The sequence below is a fragment of the Bdellovibrio bacteriovorus str. Tiberius genome (assembly GCF_000317895.1).
Classification (GTDB): domain Bacteria; phylum Bdellovibrionota; class Bdellovibrionia; order Bdellovibrionales; family Bdellovibrionaceae; genus Bdellovibrio; species Bdellovibrio bacteriovorus_F.
This window is the reverse complement of the sequence record NC_019567.1, coordinates 2903006-2926797: the sequence shown is the minus strand read 5'-3', so window position 1 is coordinate 2926797 and position 23792 is coordinate 2903006. Positions and strand designations below refer to the sequence as shown.

The window sequence follows — 23792 nt, the reverse complement described above, 5'->3', positions numbered from 1 at the left end:
TTGCGTTCCAGGCCCAGGCGGCGGTGACTGATATCACCAGCCAGGTGCAAATGGGAGAAACCGCTGCCAGTGTCAAGAGTCCCGCAGCGGTGCAGTTTCACCCCCCGGGAGCCAAAGAACTGTCCCGGGGTTACACCGAACAGGATCAGTGGTTTAAGATTTCTTTGCACAACGAGCAGAGCGCTGTTCAATCAAAAGTGCTTTACTTCGATGCTCCGCTGATGGGGCGCCTGTATTTGCAGAAGCAGGGCGAGACCTCGCAATGGGCTTCCGGGCCCGGGCTGCCAATGGCTGAGCGGGCATTTCAAAGCCGCTTTGGGGCATTTCCCATTGAGCTTGCACCCGGTGAATCCGCCACTTATTTTATCAAACGGGATTCACATCACGCTTTAAATACGCGTGTCTTTTTGGCGGACGCCGCGGAGCTTGAGCATCAGGACGATCTGTCGCGCACAATTTTCTATTTCTATCTGGGCGGGATCTTTTCGCTGGTCGTGTACAATTTTCTGCTGGGCCTGTTCACCACGCAGAAGGACCACTTAAGCTATTCACTGTTTGCGGCAAGCTTCGGAGTGACGGCGCTGGTGTTGCACGGGGTTTTTGACAGCTATCTGCTTCCGAACAGCAGGTTTGTTTTTTCGAACTATCTGATGTTCTTTTCGTCTGTCAGTCTTTTTTCAGCCAGCTTGTTCGTTGAACGCTTCTTAAGCATTAAAAAAGAATTCTCGGTCGGGTATTGGGGACTTCGCCTGTTTGCTGGCTTGTCGCTGGTGACAATGGTGGGAAGCTTGTTTGCGCCGACCTACCGGGGTTTGTTCTTTCTGGGGTACCTGATTGATATTTCGATCGGCTCGGCGATCCTGTTCTTTATCTTCTGCGGTTTTTATTCGTTGATTCGCTATGGTCACAGACTGGCGTCGTATTTCCTGATGAGCTGGCTGGTGGTGTTGATCGGAACCTTTATCTGGTTTGCCTCCATCCATGGTTTTATCACGGGCAACATCTACACCCAGTATTCACTGCTGTTGGCGAATTTGGGTGAAATGATCGTGCTGTCGTTGGGGCTGGCTTATAAAATCCGCGTGCTGGACGAAGAAAAGCGTCTGGCCCAGCAGGCGGCCGTGGACAAGGAACGCTATCACCGTCTGGTGCGTGTGCTTTCTCATGATGTGGCCAACACGGTTTCGGGTCTTTTGTATCATTCAGAAATGCTGAAAGATCATGTCAATGCCAAGGCGGCGGACGCGCACCTGGATCGCATCAACAAGTCTACTAACAAATTAAATCAGATTCTGAAATCTGTTCGTCAGGAAGAAGTTTACCACGTGTTCAAGCAGAACGCCGAAATGCAACTGGTGGAACTGGTTTCGGCATGCTGGGAGGCTGTGAATCATTATTCGTGGCAGATTGAGGAAAAAGAGCTGCTGATCGAAGTGGAAATCGAAAATGATCTTTGCGTGCGGGCGGATCGTTCTGCGCTGGTCAATCAGGTTCTTTCCAATGTTCTTTCCAACAGCATCAAGTTCTGCGAGCCGGGTCGGGAAATCCGCCTGTTGGCTCAGCGGCAGGGTGATTCTGTGGTGCTTGAAATCCGGGATCAGGGAATGGGCATTCATCCCAATGAAGTGCACCTTTTGTTCAATCGAAACAAACTGTTTTCCCATAAGGGCACCGGCAACGAAGAAGGCACCGGCTTTGGCACCTCATTGATTGCTGAATATATGCAGCTGTTCGGCGGTCAGGTGGAAGTGTCTTCGGTTCATCATTCAGTCAGCCAGGCCTCGGGTACGACAGTGAAGTTGGTATTTCCTTCTGTCTCGACCTGAGACATTTCCCAGTGACAAATCCTGCCGGGTTTCAGGGGCCTAGACAGCATCGGTGTCTGGATCAGCCTCTGGTGACTCTGGGCGGGCATGCCGAGTGCATTGTTAAGTCCCACAGGGGGCTTGCTATGAGAAATCAAAAAATCCACATTCTCGCTTGTGTTATGGTGCTTTTCAATACCATCCAGGCCGGGGCATTCGTGGAGCTTGAAAAACGCCAGCCTTTGCTCGTCGAAGATGGGCGTTTGACGCCTTACTGGGCACAGGAATACATCGGTGCTGATCTGGTGAAAGAAGAAATGCGCCAGATGCCGAATCTGCCGCGTGTTCCGATGGCCGTGTATGATGTTGGTTTTGAAAAAGAGCATATCAATCTGGCCTTCGATATCCCGGTGGATCGCGCCATGAACGGGAATCGTCCGATCAAAGGGCATCACGGCACCAGCGTGGCTGCGTTGATCAATGGCAAGGGGATGGTTTCAGTCTCTGAATTTGTGAACTATGTACAGCTTAAAAAAGTGTCCCCGGCCGTATTTTACTTTGGGGCTGTTCGAGAGCTTAAAGAACTTCCGGTAAAGCCGCAGGTGATTTCCAATTCCATGGGCTGGACGTCCGAGTCTGTGCTGGAGCTTGCCACCGAAGTCGATCAGATGGGTATTATCTGGGTGATGGCGGCGGGTAATGATCATCCCAGTGAAATCGTCGAGCACGAACGAGTGGCTCCGGTGATCAGCGTGGGTTCTTATTCTCCGCGGGGTCTGCAAACACTGTCTTCCCAGGAATCGGACCAGCTGGATATTCTGGCACCGGCTGATGAATACCAGGCGGCGATTGACGGCAACGGCCAGGAAATTCTGTTTGGTGAAACCAGCGGGGCCACGCCGTTGATTTCCGGCTCTATCGCCAATGCCAGGGCTTTGATTCCGTCTTTGTCCCGTGCGCAAGTTGAAGCTCTGATTAAAAGAACGGCGATTCGTTCTTTCCACAGTCTGTATTCTGAAAAAAACAAGGCAGGACTTTTTAATGCCTATCGTTTCTTTAGAGTCGTGCAGCGCCTGCATGCGGCGTGCGGCTCCAATGCATCTTGTGTTCAGGTTCAGATGGACAGTCGTCAGAACTATTTGTTTGAAGGCAAGTCCCTAAGCCCGCGCATCCAATCTGTCTGTCAATCCAAACACGCCCTGGCGAAGGCTGAAATAAATTCGCTGCGCGCGCAGTATCTGCTGAATGCGGAACAGACGGCGTATGCGCGTCTGCTGTCTTGTGCTTATCGTAACGAAGGCTACAGCATCAATGCTGACTATTATGAAAATGTCGCCCTGATTCATGAAAACCCGAAGGCTTTGCAGAACAAGATTCAGACCCAGGCCGTGCAGGCGGTTTTGCATGGTTACAATGCCAGTGCGGCTTTGCGTGACCTGCAGATTCTGAATGACTCCTTCCGCGAAGCCCTGCTTAAGGCTCAGGCAGGCGAAGCCGAGATGACCGACTATCGGGCCGGGGAGCTGTTGAAAGCCTATGACAACACCACGAAAGTGGAGATTCCCTAAATGAAGTTTCTGTTTTTGTTGTCATTGATGATTTCCTGCCGGGTTCTGGCTTTTGTAGAGCTGGAAGACCGCAAACCCCTGGATGTGGAAGGCGAAAAGCTGACCCCGTACTGGGCGCAGGAATACATCGGTGCGGATCTGGTGAAACAGGAAATGCGGCAGACACCGGGCCTGGTGAAGGTGCCGGTTTCTGTTTATGACAGTGGATTTGAAAAAGACCATATAAAGCTGACCCGGGACATCGAAGTGGACACCGCTTCCGGTGGGATGGGCGAAATCGGGTATGGTGGCCACGGGACCAGTGTTGCCAGTCTTCTGAACTGGCCGGGGATGGTGTCGGCTTCCGAGGTTGTGGACTTCGTGCAGCTTCGTCGGGTCAGTCCGGATATTTTCTATTACTCCGTCCTGCAGGAAATAAAATCAATGCCGGTCCGTCCGTGGATCATTTCCAATTCCATGGGTTGGGAAACATCTGAAGTCACACGCTATGCCCAGCAAGCCGACCAGATGGGAATCATCTGGGTGATGGCATCAGGCAACTCGCATCCGCTGAAGATTGAAGATCACGAGCGTCTGGCGCCGGTGATCAGTGTGGGATCTTATTCGCCGCGGGGTCTGCAGACCATGTATTCGCAGGAATCCGATCAACTGGACATTCTTGCCCCGGGTGATGACTATCAAGCGGCCATTGACGGGATGGGGGCCAGGGCCCTGTTTGGAGCCACCAGCGGCGCGACACCTTTGGTTTCAGCGACGATTGCGAACGTAAAGTCCTTGCTGCCGTCATTGAGTCGCTCGGATGTGGAGTTCTTGCTGAAGAAAACGGCTCTTCGCTCTTTCCACAGTTTATATCTGCCCGAAAATAAAACCGGCTTGTTGAATGCCTACAAAGCATGGCGCGTGGCCCAGAATCTGAAGGCGGTGTGCAAAGATAATCACCAGTGCCTGCAGACTGAAATCCGTAATTCAGTTCATTATCGTTTTGCCAGGTCGGCGCTCTCAGCGGTGACCGAGAATCTGTGTCAGGGCAGGGATGTTTTGTCCCAGCAGCACATGAATGAACTGCGCCGTCAGTACTTTCTGAACCCGCAGCACGCCCGGTATGCGCAACTGTTGTCCTGTGCTTATCGCAATGAAGGTTATAGCGTGAATGCGGATAACTATGATTCGATGGTTTTGATTCAAACAAATCCCCGAGCCATGCAAGCCAAAGTCAGAAGGCAGGCGGTCACGGCTGTGCAGAAAAACTATGTTAACAGCGGGGCCCTGCGCGACGTGCAGATACTCGATGATTCATTCCGGGCAGCATTGGTGCTTGCGATTAAAAACGGCAATGCTCTTTATCCAAGTCGAGCGCAAGAATTCCTGCAAAAGTATGATGAAACAGGTCGAGTTATCATCATGGAATCGCTCCATAATCTCAAAAAAGAGCGGTAAAAGATCTGTAAACAAGAAAAATGGGAGCGAAAAAAAATCACCCATTGGTATGAGCTTATACTGGGGTTGCAGGTTATTTATTACAGCCCCGCAAGACAAGTCGCCGGTTCCGAACTTGCTAGGAACTCAAACCCCATAAAATGTCTATTAGTTTACTTGATTACTGATTCCTAATTTTCTCGCCTTTTAGCGTAAAGATTAAGATTTAGACAAAACAAAAACTTGCTCTCGTCCTGCGAAATATTCTTACCGAACAGTTGTAGGTCGAATATTTGTAAGGAGAGACCTTCGATGAGCACTGCACGTAAACTAGTAGATCAAAGTCCCCAGCTTGATGAACTGACCAGCCTCCGTGAAGAAATCAAGGCTTTGCACCGGGTGCAGGCAGTCATTGAGTTCAACCTTGATGGCACCATTATCACAGCCAATGAAAACTTCCTGGGCGCATTGGGTTACTCCCTGGATGAAATTCAAAATCACCACCATTCCATGTTCTGTGATCCCCAGTATGGTATGAGTCCCGAATACAAAAAATTCTGGCAGACTCTGGGTAAAGGTGAATTTGTTGCTGGTGAATTCAAGCGCATCACCAAAGCTGGTAAAGAGATCTGGATCAATGCTTCTTATAATCCCATCTTTGATAACGAAGGCAATCCGTGCAAAGTGGTGAAGTTTGCCACCGACATCACGGCGGCTAAAACTAAAACCTCTGAATATGAAGGCAAAGTCATGGCGATCAGCCGGGCTCAGGCCGTGATCGAGTTTAATCTGGATGGTACGATCCTGAATGCCAATGAAAACTTCCTGGCAACTGTTGGGTATGGCCTGGGTGATATCCAGGGCCATCATCACCGCATGTTCTGTGATCCGGCTTTTGCTGCTTCCCCTGAATACAAGATGTTCTGGGAAAAGCTGGCGCGTGGCGAATTTGAGGCGGGCGAATTCAAACGCTTTGCCAAGGGCGGGCGCGAAGTATGGATCAATGCTTCTTATAACCCGATCTTCAATGCCGATGGCAAACCATTCAAAGTGGTGAAGTTTGCCACAGACATCACTGCCGCAAAAATGAGAGCTGCAGAAGACGCCGGAAAAATCTCCGCCATCAGCAAAGCTCAGGCGGTGATTGAATTCAATATGGATGGCACAATTATCAGTGCCAATGAAAACTTCCTGGCGACAGTGGGCTATGGTCTGACTGAAATCCAGGGCAAGCACCATCGTATGTTCTGCGGCAGCGAATATACGGCAAGTGCTGATTATACGAATTTCTGGGCCAAATTGAACCGTGGTGAATTTGATTCCGGTCGCTATCAGCGCGTGGGTGCTGGTGGCAAGTCGATTTGGATCCAGGCGACCTACAATCCGATCATGGATATGAATGGCAAACCTTATAAGGTTGTGAAATTCGCCAGCGATATCACCAAACAGGTAGAGCTTGAACAGGAAGTGAAAAGAAAAGCCGAAGAAGATCAGATGAAAGTGGATTCCCTGTTGCTGACTGTAAATAAGGCAGCGGCCGGCGATCTGACTTCACCGATCACGGTTTCAGGTGCAGATGCCATTGGCCAGCTGGCGGATGGTATTCAGAAAATGATGGTGGACCTGCGTGGAGTGATCTCCATCGTTGTGTCTTCTGCGAATAGCTTTGGAACCTCCTCGAAGTCCATCGCCGAACAGTCCACTTCTGTGGCTGCGGGAGCGCAAAGTTTGGGTGCGACCGTCGAGGAAATGAACGCATCCATCGAAGAGTTCACAGCTTCCATCGCATCTATTGCTGATAATACGAAACAGGCCAATGAACTGGCGAAAGTCACTCAGAAGGAAGCAGAACAGGGCAGCCAGGCCATTTCCAAATCCATTGAGGCCATGGAATTGATCAACAAGTCGTCTGAAGACATCAGCGAGATCATCAAAGTGATCAGCGAAATCGCAAGTCAGACAAATCTTTTGGCCTTCAATGCGGCGATCGAAGCGGCTCGTGCCGGTGAACACGGTCTGGGCTTCTCGGTTGTTGCGGACGAGGTTCGTAAGCTGGCGGAAAGATCCTCCCAGGCGACGAAAGAAATCTCCAAGCTGATCAACGAATCCACCAAACGTGTGGAACAGGGCAGTTCGATTTCAAAACAAGCGGGTGAAGCCTTCAGTAAAATCGTGGCGGGTATCGAAAAGACCACCCAGTCCATTTCTGAAGTCACTCTGGCAGCGGAAGAGCAGTCGGAAGCCGCCAAAGGTGTCAGCGCTTCGATCCAGCACATTGCTGCAGAATCCGAAAAATCAGCGCAGTCATCCGAAACCATCGCGAACAACACCGGAATACTGGTGAAGGAAGCTGATGAGTTGAACAGAACAGTGTCCAGATTTGTGGTGTAGACGTGGCAGAAGCAGCTAAAAAACTCGAAGGAGCAGCCCTGACAAGGCTGCTTTCTTTGGTGAAGACACATACCGGAATCACAATGGAAGAGCGTAAGCGTGATATGCTCACGGCGCGCATCAAACCGCGTCTGCGTCTTCTGGGGCTTGAATCCCTGGAAGACTATATTGACCACCTGGAACAGGGGAAGGTCGAGATCCAGGATTTCGTCAACCTGGTTACAACAAACGAAACTCATTTCTTCCGCACGCAGACCGTGTGGGATTACTTCCAGAACGAATACCTGCCAGAGTGGCATAAAAAGAATCCGGACACGATTCTAAGAATCTGGTCAGCCGCCTCTTCCACGGGTGAAGAAGCTCACTCCCTGGGAATGGCTTGCGAAGAATTCCGCTTCAAGCATCCTTCTTTCAAATACAAAATCATGGGTTCGGATATTGACACCAATGTTCTGGCGAAGGCTCGCACGGGTGTCTTTAAAGACCGGACTCTGGATGAACTTAAGAACCGTCATCCTGTTTTGATGGAAAAATACTTCCGCGAACAGGCTGATGGCAGTTTCCGCATCAGCCCGGTGATCAGCGCCAATCTGGAGTTTTTCCAGCACAATCTGCACAAGGTGCCACCGAAGGGTCTGATGTTTGATATCGTCTTTTTGCGCAATGTTCTGATTTACTTTAATGATCAGGATCAGGAGCTTGTACTTTCAAATGTGCACCGGGCTTTGAAGCCTGAAGGCATGTTGATTCTGGGTGAGTCCGAGTCTTTGGCGCGCCACAAGACTCAGTTCACTTTTAAAAAACCTCTGATCTATATGAAGGGCTGATATGTTGCCGGTCGAACACCACGTCAGAATTGGTCAGATCCTGATCGCTGAAAACGGCGAGGTGCTAAAGACTGTGCTGGGTTCGTGTGTGGGTATAGCTTTGGTGTGGAGACGCCAAAACAAGTGGGCTTTAGCTCACTGCCTGCTGCCGTACCCGGAAACCTTCAAAGAGGACAAAGACGCCCGCTATGTCAGTCAGACTATTCCCCGCATGCTGGAAAGAATGGGCGCAACCATGGCTGACGTTTCCGAACTGGAAGCCATCGTGGCCGGAGGCGGCCGCATGATGGACGGGGATAAAAGTTATACCAAGTTTGTCGTCGGGGATGAAAATCTCAAGGCGGCAAAAGCAGTTTTAGAAAAGCATCGTATCCGTATCGTGGCGTTTGAACCCGGCGGAGAACAGGGAACCAAGATGCGTATCGCCGGGGACGGTGATTATGCCATCGAAAAGCTTCCCAAGACGGCCTAGGAAGGAACTATGAAAAATTCTTCTCATACAAAGATGTTTGCTTCTTTCCGCCTGGGTCCGGCTGAACTGGCCCTGTCAATTTCCTCGTTGCAGGAAGTGGTGAACTATCCCGAAAAAATCACACTGGTGCCGCTGGCGCCGAATTATCTGACCGGACTTTTCAATCTGCGTGGCACCGTCACTCCGATTGTGGATATGGGCCGTTTGCTGGATATGGAAACTTCCGGCAACAACAGCGTCAAGAAAGTGGCGATTGTGCAGGTGAATAACGTGCGCATTGGTCTGCTTTTTGACTCGACGTCAGAAATTTTGAATGTGCAGCCCGCGGATATTGCACGATTTGACAACCCATTAGAGGGACGCAAATCGGTCATTAGCAGTGTGCTGAAGTTGAATGGCGGGGATCGTATCGTAGAGGTGCTGGATCCTGAAGCCCTGGTTAAGATAGAAAACATCCCGCAGATTCTGGAGCAAAGTCGTAACACGGTCACAGAGATGACCCGCAAGTCATCAAAACGCGACCAGTGCATTACGGTGCGTTCCGGGGATTTGGAATTCGGCCTGAGCATTTCGGGTATTCGCGAGATCATTCGAGTTCCTGAGATCAAACGCAGTGTCTTGGCAGTGGATTACTGCATCGGCATGGTGAATCTGCGGGGCACGATCATTCCTATTCTGGATTTCCGCATGTTCCTTAAGATTGAAGGTGAGGAATCCAGGGACCTTGAGTCCCGTCGTATTGTGATTTTGAAACTGCAGAATATTCAGGTCGGTTTCATGGTCGACAGTGTCGACAGCATCGTGACTTTCTTTGAAGAGGAAGTGCTGCCGATTCCGATGTTTGCCCAGGAAAAAGTGGAAATGATGCGCGGTCTGCTGGCGCAGGAAAACAAAACCAACGTTGTGCTTTTGAATGAAAGCAAGATTTTGTCCGATCAGGAGATTATGGCAATCACCCGCGGTCATGACTCGCTTTACGGCAACCGCGAAAAAGAGGCTGAAGCCGCCAAGGCGAAAACGGAAAGAAAACCATATATTTCATTCCGTCTGGATTTCCTTCTGTCGACGCGTTTAAGTTCTATTGACGAAATTGCCAAAGTCGAAGGGGAGCTGATGCGGCCACCGGGATATCCGGAATATGTCGTGGGCATGATGAAGATGCGCGGAGAAGTGGTGACGATCGTAGATTTGCGCACCTTCTATGGGATGAAGGCGTCCACAGATATTGCCAACTCACGGGTTCTGATCGTCAAAGGTCAGCAAAACAAATTCGGCCTGCTGGTGGATTCCGTAGAGTCGATTGACACAGTGGACGAAGCCAACAAGACACGTATTCCCACGGTTCTGGCACCCGACGCCTCGAAAACTTTGCAAGGGGATATGAAAGAAATTGTGGAAGTCACCGATCTTGCTGGGGTGAAAAAGACGTTTATGATTCTGGATGTGCCAGAGCTTATGAATCGTCTGGATGTCCGCGCGGCATAAATAACAAATTGATTACTTGACGTACCAGCACAAGTACTGGATTAGTCATGCAAAGGGAACTTTGTATGACTACGACGGCAAAAAGAATCCTGCAAATTTGCATCTTATTGCTTGGCCTCTACAGCCTTGCGGGTTTTCTTGTCGTTCCCTGGATTATCAAATCCCAAATCACCAAACAGGCTGAACTTCGACTGCAAACCACTCCGCAAGTGGGCTCCGTATCTTTCAATCCGTTCACGTTTGAGCTGGTGATTGAAAAGTTCGTCCTTCCTTCCAAAGATCAGGAAAAGCCGCGTTTGGCTTTCAATCATTTTGCGTTGAATTTGACGCTGTATGCACTGGTGAACCAAGAGATCCTTTTAAAAAGTGTCACTTTGGACAAGGCTTCGGCGCGTTTTGTGGTCTTTAAAAACGGGGCCACCAACTGGGATCTGACTCCGACGGGCGAACCTGAAAAAGACACATCCCAGGATTCTGATTGGGTTCTGACACTTGAGCAAATTCAGATCCGCGAAAGCGGTTTGGACTTTTTTGATTTCACTCATGCGTTGGCGCTGGAGCTTCCATTGGGGCCCATGAATCTGACGGCGGCCAATATCAGCACCTCTTTGGGATCGACCACGTCGCTAAAGTCATTAAATGTTTCTGTCGGAGAACAAGGCACAATAAGTCTTAGTGGCGACATGCAGTTAAAACCAGTGACGGTCAATGTGGCGGTGAAAGCCCGTCAGATTCCTTTGGATTTTTTGACGGCTTACCTGTCAGACCACACGCACTTGACGCTGCAAAAAGGTCAGGCCGATACGATGTCCCGCATTCAGTATAAAAACGGCCGAGTGTCCGTCACAGGTGAAGCCCAGATTCATAATCTGGCATTGGTGCCTGAAAATCAGGAAAAGCCCGTGCTGGAATGGAATCAGCTGGATCTGCAAGGGATCGATATCAGCACCAATCCTCTGGATTTGAAAGTGGCCGAACTGGGACTTAAAGGTCTTAAGACAGAAGTGGAATTAAGAAAAGACGGGACGCTGAATTTCCGATCATTCTTAAAGAATTCAAAAACGGCGCCTAAAACATCCGCACCGGTTAACTATCATGTGGGCAAACTCAGTCTGACGGAGGGGCTGGTCAGCTATGCTGATCTTCAGATTCGTCCTAACTTTAAAGCTCTGGTGCAGAATCTTGAAGGTTCTGTCGGACCGATTTCGCCGAAGGTGGACGAAAAGATTCAAATTGCCCTGGCCGGGCAGGTAGAGGCTTACGGAAAGTTCAAAGGCAAAGGCTTCATTATTCCCGGGGTCAAACGCCCGACGCTGGATCTGGAAATGAACTTTCACAATATTGAAATGACGACATTTACGCCGTATTCGGGTCACTTTGCAGGTTATGAAATCAAGAAGGGTAAGCTTTTTCTGGATTTGAACTATAAGCTTGTGAACAACCGTATCAAAGGTGGGAACAAGGTTTTGCTGGATCAGTTCACATTGGGGAACAAAGTTGAAAGCAAGAATGCAACAGCTTGGCCGTTGAAGCTGGGTTTGGCTTTGATGAAGGACCGTAAAGGGCAGATCAAGTTTCAGTTGCCGGTGGAAGGGGATGTGAATTCACCGTCCTTTTCATTGGGAAATCTGATTTGGACGGCGGTCAAAAACATGATCATCAATATCGTGGCGGCTCCTTTTGATTTCCTGGCCAGTCTGGTCGGGGGCGGGGACGATATGCAGGACATTCGCTTTGCCCCGGGGGAAGCGGAGTTAAAATCCGCAGAAAAAGAAAAGCTGATGAAGCTGGCCCAAGCTCTGGCCGAGCGTCCACAGTTGAGTCTTGAGATCCGCGGCGAATATCAGGCCGCTGACAAACAGGCCCTGCAGATCAACGCACTGGAAGAAAAGTTGCAACTTTTTCTTGTGAAGAACAAGGATCGCAGCAAAGCCGTGCGGACCGTCGCCAAAGAGTACCTAAAGCCTGAAGAATTTGATGCCATTGACGAGCAATTCGCCAAAGACCCTGTCGGTCGCGCCACCGCCTGGGAAAAGAAAACAGCTGAAACACTTCCTGTCAGTGAAGATGAGCTGAAGAACCTGGCGCTTTCCCGCGGCAAAGCCGTGATGACAGAGCTTGCAGCCGCCCAAGTGGCAACTGAACGTATGTACCTGCTGTCAGGAACTGCCGGGGATGCGGGTAAGACCCCGCAAGTGACTTTGCTGTTGAAAGAAAAGTAATCAGTTGCCCGTGCAGAAAGTGCGAATGGTGTCCGGGAAGCAGGTGTAAGAAATCGCCGGATCCTTCGGGCCTTGTCCATCCAGATAAACCAATTTGCCCCGGTCATCTTCGACATGCAATTCGATGTGGCGTTTAATATCGGAATCACCTGCCACGATACTGACACCATTGTCACGGCATTCAAGTGTTTGAATGGGGTATGGCATCGGCCGAATACCATAGGGGATGTGGGTGTCGATCCAAAGAACTTTCATTGTCGGTTCCTGAGTCACCGTGATGCGCAGATTGGTATTGAAGATGTCATGGTGATAGGGGCGCTGACAAAACAAAGTGTGTGGCGCAGCCTGCACCACAGAGCTGCAAATTACCATAAAAAGAACCGATGCCAGTTTTTTCATATAGTCCTCGTTTTAAATTGAAGCTCGGTCCAACGAAAAGTTTTGTCAACGGGACTAACATTAAGATGCTTTCACATTTGGGAACCAGGCAAGTCAGCTAACGGGAAAGGATGCCATCAGCGGACTTGCCCGGGGGAATCGGTTTTTAGTTTCGGCAGACGTGTCCGTGATAGACGTTGTTGCCAGTGTAGCACTTGCACGGCTGACCAAAGCGGTCCGTGTAACCCATGTCGCAATAGTTCCCACGGTTCATACAGCAGTAACGGGATGTGGATCCGCCACCACCTTGCAGGTCCACGTCCGTCGGCATATCAGCGGTGGACATCTCGACCATGGATTCAATCTCTACAGGCAAAGTCACCAGTGTCTGATCTTCGGCGTGCGCAAAGCATGAAAGCCCCAGAATCATAAATAGAACCATAACTAAATTTTTCATGAAATCCTCCTTGAGCTGTTTATTGTGTATGAAACGCTCAAGGCGGCAATATGTATTCGGTCACTTCTTAGGTGGAACGTGGACGAACATGCGGACGATAGCGGAAGTAAAACAGCAGAATGATTCCCACACACATAACAAGTGATCCCAGATATTTCCAGACACGACCGGGATCGCGATTCACTGACAAGATGGAAGCCGCGACGCCGCCATTCGGAGATTCCTCGAAGCTGGCTTGATAGATGTAATAGTCCTGATGCTTCAGCGGTTCGTTCATTGAAATGGTCGCGCGCTGATCGGCGAACTGCACTTCACTTTCATAGGCCATGGCGCGCATGGTGCCGGGATAATCTGTTTTTTTGAAATTTCTTAAAGAGATATCAAAACCCAGAGGGATTTTTTTGTGATGATACGCGACCAGATAAACCCATTCGTCAGTGAAGACTTTGATATAGTCATTTAGCACCAGATAACTTTCCTGTCCGTTATAGCGAACTTTCAGGGAAGCGCGCGTGGCGGGTGTCGGGCGGTCCATCGCACGAACTTCATATTTCTGCACAGCTTTTGTCAGGAACTGCAGGGTGCGCAGCTCAAGCCCCATCCAGGCAGTTTGAATGCGGTCGCCTTCGGCCAGGGTGCCTCTCTTATAGGGATTCTGGTTGTCTTTGCTGTACAGGGCATAGTTCAGTTGCTGTTTTTCATTCTGATACAGACGGATTTCGTTGATCTCGGGACGGCGCTGCCACAGGCCTCCCATGGTCAGCAGAACCGGGCCGATTTGTTTTTCTGCGCGTTCAAAGGCGTTTCGCTGAATCAGCCAGTCGATTTCACTGACATTTGCATTGGCCAGTTGAAAGCGCACGGCGGAACCACTTTGCGCCGTCGGGGAAGCTTCGACACGGGTTTGGGCCAGTCCATAGGGGATGGATTCCAGCAATTCAAAATGCAACCCCTTGGCCTTAATCAGGAACGGTTCTTTGGCCGTAATCGGGTTTTTTAGAAAGTTCACTTCTTCGGAATAAACTTTGTCATAGCCATCACCGCTGCGCGATCGGTAGACGGTCAGCTGGGTGTCCTGCAGTTGCACTTCGTTAACAGCTTCTGCCGTGCCGGTCAGGCGGATGATGCCATCCACGCCGTAGAGCTGGGTTAACAACGCGCCAAAGATGATCATAATGATGCCGACATGGGCAAAGATGAACGCCGCGTGACGGGGCTTCCAGGGCCAGCGATCTGCGATCACCGCGACAAGGCTTGTGACCAATAGACCCAGAGCGCTGTACATCCAGACGGAATTGTAAACCAGCTGCTTGGCAGTCCAGGCGTCAAAGCGGGCTTCAACGAAGGTGCCCACCGAGATCAGCACGGCCAAAACGGCGATGATAACCACCGCCAGTTTTAGGGAAGCAAAAAAACGAATCACCGATCGAAACACGCGGAAGCTACTTTCCGGCTACTTTTTTGGCGCGAAGACTTGCCACCAGTTTCTGTCCTTCGCGGACCTTTTCGATGGAAAGACCCAAAATGCGCGCAGCCTCCTGAGGCGCATGGAAGCCTGAAGAGTTTTCAGCTTCAACAAAGTCGAACAGGAATTGGGCTTCTTTCTGCAGGGCGCGGGCTTTCATCAGGGTCTCGGACGGATTTTTTTCGTCTTTGAACTCTTTCAGGTCATTGATGTAGTCCACTAAAGCATCAAAGGCCACATCACGCAAAGAGGTATGACGATCCTGAATGGTTTCCACACGGGCTTTCAGTTCTGCTTCGGGCACGTTATGGCAGGTCTGGCAGGCTTTGTTGATATTCAAAAGCGGACTGCGCACCTGATGGTCGGTGACCTTCATGGCGCCCACACGCTGATAAGGCATGTGACAGTCCACGCAGGCAACACCGGCGCGGGCGTGGGTGCCCTGATTGAACATTTCAAACTCGGGGTGCTGCGCCTTCAGAACCTCCGCTCCAGTCAGAGCATGAACCCAATCCTTGAAGCCGTTTTCTTTATAGTATTCCATGATCTGGTCAGCCTTCAGACCTTTGCCCCAGGGATAAGTCAGGCGTTTTTCTTCGCCCTTAAAGAAGTACTCAACGTGACACTGACCGCAGACAAAGCTGCGCATTTCCTGGCGGGAAGCCATTTTGTTGACGTCATATTCTTTGATACCCTGCTGGGCTTTGACCAGCTTAATACCTTCCATGAAAGCCGGACGGGTGATTCGCAAAGACATGGTGGACGGGTCATGACAGTCAATGCAGGACACCGGGTGCTGAACCGAGTGCACGATGTCTTTGTAGGGGATCTTGCCCATTTCTTCAAAGCCCTTGGTGATGTCGCCATCACCAAGTTTTTTGTACAGCAAATATGTGGAAGCGTGACAGTTCAGGCAGGTCCCGGGTTGTTTCGCTACATTTTGGCGCTCGGTGAAGATCTGATCCACCAGCATGTAAGCGTGACCACGCTCTTCGCGGAAGTCCTTGGAAAACGCATAGCCGGCCCACATGATTTTCAGGCGAGGATCTTCATCCAGCTTTTGGGCTGAAACCACATCACGGGGGTCTTTGTCCGTCGGGATGTGGGGGAATGCCTCCGATCCACCGTACTTGGTGCGGGTCATATCCGCCGTTTTCAGATAGGAGTCGTACTGGTGGGGGAAGTTTTTCCCCCAGATCGCCGGATCATCAATGTCGTCGGTGATTTCCACCACGCGATAGAATGGGTTTTTCTCTTCGGATTTTCTTTCAAAAATATTCACCAGCAGGGCTGTGACCAGCACAGTGATAATAGCGGCGCCGCCGACAGCCAGAAACATCCATTTATTCTTATTCATACCAGACTCCTATCGAACGTGTCCCACACCACGGTGGCAGTGCAGACAATTGGCTTCCTCGTTGTGATTTTTATCAGTGCGATCCATGGCCTGCACCATCGGCTGATGGCAGGTCAGACAGGAACTTTTCACCACTTTCAGACTGTGTTCCTTGATCAGGATGGGCTCGTGAAAGTTTTGAAGGGTGAATGCCACGGAATGATTCCAGCCATTCAGCGCCTTGACGGCATACTTTCCGACGATGTTATGGGGCAGATGGCAGTCATTGCATTTGGCGACGTGGTGATGGGCGGATTTTTGCCATGAATCCATATTTTCACGCATGACGTGACAATTCACACAGGCCTTGGGATCGTCTGACATGTACGAATACCCTTTGGCATAGATGAACGAATAACAGCCCAAGCCGATGACAACACCGAAAAGAACCAAAATAAGCAGATTAAGTTTGCTGAAGTTGGACATAAACGGATTATCAATTACTTTTCATTGGCTGAGTAGGTTTATTCCAACACTGGCCTTTCAATCCAACCCGGGTTGAAGGCAAAAAAAAGCCGACCCCACGGGTGGAATCGGCGGATTTTTAACAAAATTAGGATGGCAGGTGTTTACTTCGAGCTGATTTCAACAAGAGCGCAAGTCGGGGCCTGAACAACAACTTCGTATTGAGTTGTCCAGGATTCGCCTTCATCGTTGGCGCCAGAGATTTCAACAGTCACAGCCGCTTGACGCTGGTCAATTTTGGTGTAACCAGTGATGGCAGATTCGAACTCGTGGCCTTGGATGCCGGTTGCATCGCGCAGATAATCAGCTTCAGCCGCGCCTTGTGCAAATTGCGCGCAAGGAAGTTTGTCAAGTTTAGCAGCCATAGCGGAAGTGGAAACTAGGGTCATCAGAACAAGAATCAAAGATTTCATGGAAAACTCCTTGGGTTGTTAATTTGTACAGCCGCTGTTTAGCACACTCCGGAAGGGGGCTCCAGTCAGGGTTGCGTGCTGATAAATATTTCCTTTTGCTCCAGGCCGGGTTAGTAGAGCAGACCCGCTTCCAGCAAGAGGGCATTTTGTTCCTCCGGGGATTTGCTTCTGAAAGTGTCAGAGATCAGCAACCCCACGACATATCTGATTTTTTCAGACGAGAAAATGAATTTGGCTTTCGGGGACAGGCGGTAAAGCACTTCATGCAAAATCGCGGTGGCTCGTTGTTCCGGGAACATCCAGTCCCACAAATCACTGTTGATTTTGTAATAACGATCCTCGGGCACAGTGGGGCGGCTTTGCGCAATCAGCTGTTCCAGCTTACAACCGCGAGGGATAAAGCCCATGCCGGTATCTCGGATGATCACCAGATCCACGCCCGCAATTAGATTTGCTTCAGCATAAAAATTCTGAACCAGGCCCACAGCTTTGCCGTACCAGGTATAGCCTTCGTGCGGAAGACGTTTCAGTATCTCCATGGCGATCAAATTTTCGGGTGCAATGTTTGGATTCATAGGGAAGGTCAGAATCGCCTTCGGCATTTTTGGAGTCAGGCGATAGCGGAACTTTGCTTCGGCATAGTCATACATCGTGACATAGCGGCCTGGTTCCGGGGCAATGGTGCTGTTTTCGCAGACCAGAACCTGACCGCCATTTCCGACTTCCTGCCAGTCGGTCAACGCCAGGGCCTGAGATCCGCAGATCGTCAGTATTGCAAGCGGCATCAGTACAAAAGCTTTCAAGTTCATGATGTCATCCTTCCAGTTCGTTAATTTTCGTCAGTGGGAAAAGCTGAATATTCAAAGAATAAACTTCCGATGTTTTTCCCTGATGGCCCAGACGGCGCGCCAGTTTGCGACGGAAGGCCTGAATCAGCTTCTTTGCCTCAGGCAGCAGTTCCGGGTTTGTCGGCATCGTGATGGAGCTGATGTCGCGCAGATGCACTGGATCCTGCTTCATACTTTTTAGCGCCAATTGGATTTTTTGATCGTGAGACCGGCGAATCATTTCTGACGGCACATCCTGAGTGGTGGTGATGTTGGCCTCAATAGCCGAGATCCTGTCTGGATTTCGGCGGATAAGACCTGCTTGCTCCAGTTGCCCAAGAATCTGCTGCACGCGAGTGCGGGGGATTTGCAGGCGTTCGGCAATCCAGCTTTCATCGGCTTTAAAGTTTTTTGTTTTCATCAAAGACACCAAAGCAAAGTGCTCCCAGTCACCCACGATTGAGAACTGATCAGGTTCAAGAACCACCGGGATTCTTTTTTCGACTTTGCGTTTTTTCGTGTCGGCGGCGGCCTCGGTAAAACGGGTGATGTCTTCTTCACTTAAGCCCAGCTTTGAAATCAACTGAGTCAGTGTCGTTTTGTTGGGAAGGCGTTTGTCTCCAAGCAGTTCAGAAAGGTGACCGGAAGACAGTCCCAGATCACGGGCAAACGCGCGTTGGGAATAACGCGGATTCTGATTGCGTCTTTTGGTAAAAATTTGCAGAAGAAGCTTTGAAACCGATTTTTCAGACATGACGATTTCTTAGAATAATTGCCGGGCATTTTCAGCAAAATTACACTTGCAGGTGTGAAAGGTGCTCCGGCGTGTTCTGCTGGAGCACTTCTTTGTCAGGGTTCTGTTCGAATCTATCGCTCTTACGGTGTAAACACCTTAAACCAGATCGCCTGGTCAGTGCCTTTCACATAGATGACCAAATATCCCGGTGCCAGTGCCGAGGCTCCGGGGCCGGAGGTTAAAATGCCTCCCAAAGATTCCCAAGAGCTCCATTTGCCATCCCACCACAGGTGCCAAAGAGCGTTGTCAGTTCCACGAACAAACACATCCAATCGGCCTGAGCCCCATGAAGCGACGTCGGGATCTGAAGTCAGAACGCCACCCAGTGATTCCCAGCCGGACCAGCCGCCCGCAAACCACTTGTGCCAGAGGGCGTTGTCAGTACCGCGAACAAAGACGTCAATTCTGCCTGCAGAACACGAGGCTGCCGCTGGATCCGAAGTCAGAACGCCGCCCAGGGATTCCCATTCAGACCAAGCACCGCTGGCGAACCACTTGTGCCAGAGGGCATTGTCCGTACCGCGCACAAAGACATCCACTCGGCCAAATTCCCATGAAGTCACTGCGGGACCGGAAGTCAGCACACCGCCGATACTGATCCATTCACTCCACTGAGTGCCCCACCAGTATCGGGCCCAAAGTGCATTGTCAGTGCCTCGGGCAAAGACATAGATCTGTTCCCCTTGGCAGGCCGCCGCCGGAGCAGATGTCAGCACACCTCCCAACGAAAACCATTCTGACCATCCGGCACCATTCCAATAGCGCGACCACAGAGCATTGTCGGTGCCTTTTACAAACACGATGTTACGGAAACCCGACATGGAGCAACTGGCCGGATCGGAAGTGCCAATGCCACCGAGGGTGATCCAATCGGACCACCCGGCGGGATTGAATTTTCCCGTCATGCCGAATGAAGGATCATTTGTCGTGATGGGTGAGTTGGGCACGTACCCCTGGGCCGAGAATGAAGACAACAACAACGCCGCAAAAAGTGAAATTATTTTGAAACGCATAACCACCTCCTTGTACGAATGTGTGGAGCTGATGGCTTCAAAGTATCACTGGGAATTTGCGCTGCCAAACCAGTCAGGATCAGACTGGCCTTTTAATATTCGTAATCAATGAGCGTGCGGAAATAATTCGGGACAGGAGCCTTGATGGTGATGCGCTTTTTATTATGCGGATGCGTGAATTCGAGACTGGCAGAATGCAGGCGCAGTTCTTTGAAATTCGTGGTGGCTTTTCCGTACTTCGGGTCGCCGACGATGGGATGACCTTCACCTGCAAGATGCACACGGATCTGGTTTTTCTTGCCGGTCAGCAGGTTGATTTTCAAAAGACTGAATTTCTCAGTTTCTTTCAGAACCTCATATTCAGTGATTGCCAGCTTTCCTTTGTCGGAATCCTTGCTGGAATGGACAACATAGTTTTCGTCCTCTTCCAGATAACTGGTGATTGTGCCGCTTTTCTTCGGCATCTTGCCGTGAACGATCGCGTAGTATGTTTTGATCGTGGATTTCCAGTCGTCTTTCAGAAAGTGCATAACCTCTTCGGTTTTTGCAAAGATCAAAACACCGGTGGTGGCCTGATCCAGACGATGCACGACAAAAACACACTTGTTGGAACGGGGATTGCCCTTGCGGACGTACAGATTCAGCAGATTATGAACCGTATTGTCGCGATCCCATTTTGCCGCCACGGTCAGAACACCAGCCGCTTTGTTGCCGACGATGACATCCAGGTCTTCGTGAAGGATTTCAAAGCCACGGGGCTGATGCTTTTTAGGGATCTTTTTCATTGGGAACCTGCTGTCGTTAGAGGGCCTGTTTTAGCCTATCCAGACAGCAGGTGCCTAGTGGAATTTCAGAAAAATGTATTATTTTTTCTGATTTAAGTGGAAGTAGCCGGATCCATCGACCGTCAGTTCGACTCCGCTTTGGGAAGGCACAGACATGTCGGTGTCTTCAAGGTTGCCGCCGCTGCAGTCCTCGTTTTGTTTCACTTCCACACGGACATTGTATTTGAATGGCGGCGCATAGTTTTTCCACATCTTCTTGTTCCCCGGTCTTACGCAACCAGAGTCACCGATACGCCCCACGGTATTGTAAATAGTGACCCAAGCCGAGTGACCGGAGGTGTCGTTGTTGCGCATGGAAACCGTCGTCAAAGGATTGGCGTCCTTGTCCGTGCCGTCGCCCTTGTTTTCAAGCCACAAAGTGCCAGTTGCGCTTCGGGACATTTCCACCTTGTCGTTGCCGCCAACCACGGTGCTAAGGTCACTGTAAGTGGCGCCGGAACAATCGCGGTTTTGTTTCACTTCCGCACGCACGGTGTAAGCCGGACCGGTCATATAGTCGTGGAAGGAAATGGTTTGCCCCGGTTGCAGGCAGGCATTGTCGCCGATGTCCCCGACGAAGTTGTAAACTGTGATCCAGACCGACGCGCCGACAGAGTCCTTGTTGGTGATGTCGATGCCATAAGGCTTTGGTTCAGCAGCGTTGGCGGCCGTGGCAGAAAGGGCGATTAAGAGTGTTGTGATAAGTGCTTTCATGGTTTCTCCTTTTTGGTTATCAGTCATCTGATGCCACTCTGGAAAAGCAACGGCGGTGCCAGCGTTGGGCGGGCGTCATAAGCAACAGATGGCAGTTGGGAAAACCTCTGCCGAAGATCCGGCAGAGGTCCGTGACGGCCCTTCGGCGCTTGCCGGGAATCCAACAGCTCCGAAGGGATTTAAAACCGCGTTAATGTTTGCGTCCAGTATCTAACTTGCGTACGATTTTCACTAAAGTTGATTTGGTTTTTATGTGTGGAAGGGTTTGTATGAAAATGCTTAAGCCATTGATGGTGGTGATTTCAATATTTGCGGGCAGTCAGGCTTTAGCCAATCCCGGCGTTTGGTTGGATCTGCCGGTTTATGAATACCCTTTTAACAACACGACATCTCATGGCCCGGACTATTTCAGCATGCGCCAGTCCTCGGCGGTTTCAACCGGCTTTCTGCAAACCATGCACCGGGGAATTGGCGGAGATTCAAAAGAAAGTGTCGGTTGGTGGCGCTGGCTTTTGATTGGCGGTTTTGATTATCTTACATCCACAGTCCCGGTGGGTGCCGGATGGGGGCATGAAGAATGGCATCGGGCCGTCATGACCCGCCGTGAAATCGGAAGCTTCAATTCAATGAACACCTTTCCCTGGGGGCAGGGTGTGATCGCGGTGGATCATGTGAATGATTCAGACCTGATTAAATTGAAGGCCGAACATCCGGCTGAAATGGTGCGCTTAAGTTCTGCGGGCATGGAGGCCCAGATTTATCAGAACATGCTGGTTGAAAAAAGCCACTTCTATCGTGATGCCCGCTCGCGGGACACGTTCCTGCTTTGGTTTAACAACATGAACGTAACTTCTTACATGCTTCAGTGTGCATCGACGGATGCGGATAAAACGACTGATGAAGAAATGGCGGAAGAGGGCGCAGACATGAAGCGCCGGGACTTCACGGGCCTTGATTGTACCGCGTGGGTTTATGATTTGTTCCGCCCCGATGAACCGTATACCGACCGCGGCACCCATCCGTCGGGAGTGGGAATTAAGCGCTACATTAAATACTTGGATCTGACCAGTGACGAGCAGAACTTCCTGAAGCTCCAGGCCAGTCTGTCTTATTTAAATTTCGTGGATCCGTTCTTGTTTGGCTTCACTGATTTTAAAGCAGGCTGGGGGCGCTGGAACTTCAAATTCAGCCATTATCTGACGTCCTTTGGCGGGACTGTGGATGCGAACGTGTTCCTGGAAATGCACAAGCACAAGTTCCTCGTGACGTTGCATAACGGGATGACTCCGAAGAGATACTTCCCGGGCATGAGTTTGCAGTGGATCGACGCTGAAATCAGCCATCACCTTTTTGTCACCCTTGGCACGACCGCCTGGATGCAGCCAAAGGATCAGCGCTATGATGCTGAAGAATCTGAATTGCTGCTGGATGGTAATATCGAGGTCGCATTAAGAACCTCTGACGCCTTTGAGTATTATGTGGGTTATGAGACTAAAACTCCGGGCTGGAAGGCGGGGAACGTCTATCTGGATGACAACTGGTCTGTGTGGACGGGCTTCAGGCTAGGGTTGTTTTAGATTTGTGATCGGATCATGATTGTTGCCAAGGTTCATAGCGCAGCTAGGGCTTTTATTGTTTAATGTAAGCCATCCAGGAGGTGTCTGTGGATTCAAGCAAGACGTCTGAAGTATCTCCGATCGCTGGCAACTTTAGCAAAGAACGCAATCCATCTGTTCAGAATGGTGTTCAGTACAATCAAGGGGACATCGAAGATCATCAAAGCAAAGAGGATCTGGAAAAGAACTGGGATAAAAAGGACGGTGACAAGTCCGAAGTCATCGACAGTGAAGGTCACCGCAATCGGATCAATCACTACTGAATTTTCAGCAGCACTTATTCACACAGCTCGTCGCGGATCTTCATGAACAGGTCCGCACGATCGGTGATCACACCATCGGCGCCAGAGGCAATAACCCATTTTAATTCTTCCACCGAATTCGGTGTCCATGCGACAACGCGAATGTCTTTTTGATGCAGGCCAAAGACCACTTCCGGAGTCAGTTGTGGCCAGCCCGTTGTGACCAGACGGCTTCCCAGTTTGGTGGCGGCGTCCAGAGCTCCGCGGGCGTCCCAGATCAGGGGCACCACGTCGATATCCGGGGCCTTGGCCTTCAGGTTCTTTAATGTTTCGTGATTGAAGGACTGCACAAAGAAGCGCTCAGGGTTCCAGCCGCTCTGACGGATTTCTTTGATAATCAAATCCAGGTACTGATCTTCCGCAGGGAAGTATTGCACCTGATCCTTGAAATATTTGATCTCAATATTCAGGCGGGCGGGTTTGCCCGCGACCTTATAATCTTTAAAGACACTAAAGACATCGCGAAACAATGGGATCGGTTCGGTGCGTGGTTCTGAATAAAGACGCTCTCCACACTGAATCTGTGCGGCTTCGGCATAGCTCATACTGCGAAGCGCGGCTTTTTCCAGGGACTTTCCATGCAAAGCACAGCGTTCGGTCTGGATGTTCGGAATGGGATCGTGGGCGGTGACGATCTGATCATCACCAGTGATCATTAAATCCAGCTCTGCCGTGTCGGCTCCGGCATCATAGGCGGCCTTGAAAGAGGCGATGGTGTTGTTGGGATAACCATCAATCCCCCGGTGGCCGTGGACCTCCATGTTTCTGGCAATCAGGCACATCACGGCGTTTTTACCCAAAGTGTCGCCGCTAAAGGGGCGGCGCTGAACTGGGCCGGGTGTTTGCGCCAATGAAGGCTGGCTGAATGCCAAGATCAGCAGCAAAGCCCAACCTGGCAGGAAAATACTTTTCATAGAATAAAGATATCGGACGAAACTGG

General features: G+C 50.4%; 22 protein-coding genes. 10 read left to right on the top strand and 12 right to left on the bottom strand.

The window, feature by feature from the left end; translation table 11 throughout:
- Positions 1–50: 50 nt before the first annotated feature.
- The 8 genes from BDT_RS13905 to BDT_RS13870 all read left to right on the top strand — a co-directional run bounded on the left by BDT_RS13905 (position 51) and on the right by BDT_RS13870 (position 12186).
- Positions 51–1826, top strand: coding sequence for a sensor histidine kinase (locus BDT_RS13905; protein WP_419144695.1), 1776 nt, complete (start codon positions 51–53; stop codon positions 1824–1826).
- Between the two features lie 125 nt (positions 1827–1951).
- A complete protein-coding gene (locus tag BDT_RS13900; RefSeq protein WP_235046135.1) occupies positions 1952–3373 on the top strand; it encodes a S8/S53 family peptidase in 1422 nt (473 codons plus the stop codon).
- A complete protein-coding gene (locus BDT_RS13895; protein WP_015091881.1) occupies positions 3374–4810 on the top strand; it encodes a S8/S53 family peptidase in 1437 nt (478 codons plus the stop codon).
- 291 nt (positions 4811–5101) lie between these two features.
- Positions 5102–7180: a methyl-accepting chemotaxis protein gene (locus BDT_RS13890; protein ID WP_015091880.1), complete on the top strand. Its 2079-nt coding sequence runs from the start codon at positions 5102–5104 to the stop codon at positions 7178–7180.
- Between the two features lie 2 nt (positions 7181–7182).
- Positions 7183–8007 (top strand): CheR family methyltransferase, encoded by an 825-nt coding sequence (locus BDT_RS13885; protein ID WP_015091879.1) that lies wholly within the window; start codon positions 7183–7185, stop codon positions 8005–8007.
- A gap of 1 nt (position 8008) precedes the next feature.
- On the top strand, positions 8009–8479 hold the full coding sequence (locus BDT_RS13880; RefSeq protein WP_015091878.1) for a chemotaxis protein CheD: 471 nt from the start codon (positions 8009–8011) through the stop codon (positions 8477–8479).
- 9 nt (positions 8480–8488) lie between these two features.
- Entirely contained in the window at positions 8489–9964 is a 1476-nt protein-coding gene (locus BDT_RS13875; RefSeq protein WP_041577885.1) for a chemotaxis protein CheW, read from the top strand.
- A 65-nt stretch (positions 9965–10029) separates the two neighbouring features.
- Positions 10030–12186 carry a DUF748 domain-containing protein gene (locus BDT_RS13870; protein ID WP_041577884.1) on the top strand — a complete coding sequence of 719 codons (2157 nt, stop codon included), beginning with the start codon at positions 10030–10032 and terminating at the stop codon, positions 12184–12186.
- On the opposite strand, the gene BDT_RS13865 is transcribed toward BDT_RS13870, so the two are convergent.
- From BDT_RS13865 to BDT_RS13815, 11 genes are all read right to left on the bottom strand, one after another.
- Positions 12187–12585, bottom strand: coding sequence for a hypothetical protein (locus BDT_RS13865; RefSeq protein WP_015091875.1), 399 nt, complete (start codon positions 12583–12585; stop codon positions 12187–12189).
- A 145-nt stretch (positions 12586–12730) separates the two neighbouring features.
- Positions 12731–13021: a hypothetical protein gene (locus tag BDT_RS13860; protein ID WP_148278843.1), complete on the bottom strand. Its 291-nt coding sequence runs from the start codon at positions 13019–13021 to the stop codon at positions 12731–12733.
- Positions 13022–13088: 67 nt separating this feature from the next.
- On the bottom strand, positions 13089–14456 hold the full coding sequence (locus tag BDT_RS13855) for a cytochrome c biogenesis protein ResB (RefSeq protein ID WP_041577883.1): 1368 nt from the start codon (positions 14454–14456) through the stop codon (positions 13089–13091).
- A gap of 7 nt (positions 14457–14463) precedes the next feature.
- Positions 14464–15843 (bottom strand): ammonia-forming cytochrome c nitrite reductase subunit c552, encoded by a 1380-nt coding sequence (locus BDT_RS13850; protein WP_041577882.1) that lies wholly within the window; start codon positions 15841–15843, stop codon positions 14464–14466.
- 9 nt (positions 15844–15852) lie between these two features.
- On the bottom strand, positions 15853–16308 hold the full coding sequence (nrfH, locus tag BDT_RS13845; protein ID WP_015091871.1) for a cytochrome c nitrite reductase small subunit: 456 nt from the start codon (positions 16306–16308) through the stop codon (positions 15853–15855).
- 143 nt (positions 16309–16451) lie between these two features.
- On the bottom strand, positions 16452–16760 hold the full coding sequence (locus tag BDT_RS13840) for a hypothetical protein (RefSeq protein WP_015091870.1): 309 nt from the start codon (positions 16758–16760) through the stop codon (positions 16452–16454).
- Between the two features lie 110 nt (positions 16761–16870).
- The gene (locus BDT_RS13835) at positions 16871–17569 is read right to left on the bottom strand and encodes a hypothetical protein (protein ID WP_015091869.1); all 699 of its coding nucleotides are present in this window, start codon (positions 17567–17569) and stop codon (positions 16871–16873) included.
- A 4-nt stretch (positions 17570–17573) separates the two neighbouring features.
- Positions 17574–18341, bottom strand: a complete 768-nt coding sequence (locus BDT_RS13830; RefSeq protein ID WP_015091868.1) for a TIGR02147 family protein — start codon at positions 18339–18341, stop codon at positions 17574–17576.
- Between the two features lie 122 nt (positions 18342–18463).
- Complete coding sequence (locus BDT_RS13825; RefSeq protein ID WP_015091867.1) at positions 18464–19396, bottom strand: DUF346 domain-containing protein; 933 nt, start codon at positions 19394–19396, stop codon at positions 18464–18466.
- Positions 19397–19488: 92 nt separating this feature from the next.
- Positions 19489–20181: an RluA family pseudouridine synthase gene (locus BDT_RS13820; protein ID WP_015091866.1), complete on the bottom strand. Its 693-nt coding sequence runs from the start codon at positions 20179–20181 to the stop codon at positions 19489–19491.
- Positions 20182–20259: 78 nt separating this feature from the next.
- Positions 20260–20934, bottom strand: coding sequence for a hypothetical protein (locus tag BDT_RS13815; protein ID WP_041577881.1), 675 nt, complete (start codon positions 20932–20934; stop codon positions 20260–20262).
- A 269-nt stretch (positions 20935–21203) separates the two neighbouring features.
- On the opposite strand from BDT_RS13815, the gene BDT_RS13810 reads away from it, so the two are divergent.
- Entirely contained in the window at positions 21204–22511 is a 1308-nt protein-coding gene (locus BDT_RS13810; protein ID WP_015091863.1) for a hypothetical protein, read from the top strand.
- 86 nt (positions 22512–22597) lie between these two features.
- Complete coding sequence (locus BDT_RS13805) at positions 22598–22813, top strand: hypothetical protein (RefSeq protein WP_235046134.1); 216 nt, start codon at positions 22598–22600, stop codon at positions 22811–22813.
- Positions 22814–22827: 14 nt separating this feature from the next.
- On the opposite strand, the gene BDT_RS13800 is transcribed toward BDT_RS13805, so the two are convergent.
- Complete coding sequence (locus BDT_RS13800) at positions 22828–23766, bottom strand: glycerophosphodiester phosphodiesterase family protein (RefSeq protein WP_015091861.1); 939 nt, start codon at positions 23764–23766, stop codon at positions 22828–22830.
- Between the last annotated feature and the right edge of the window lie 26 nt (positions 23767–23792).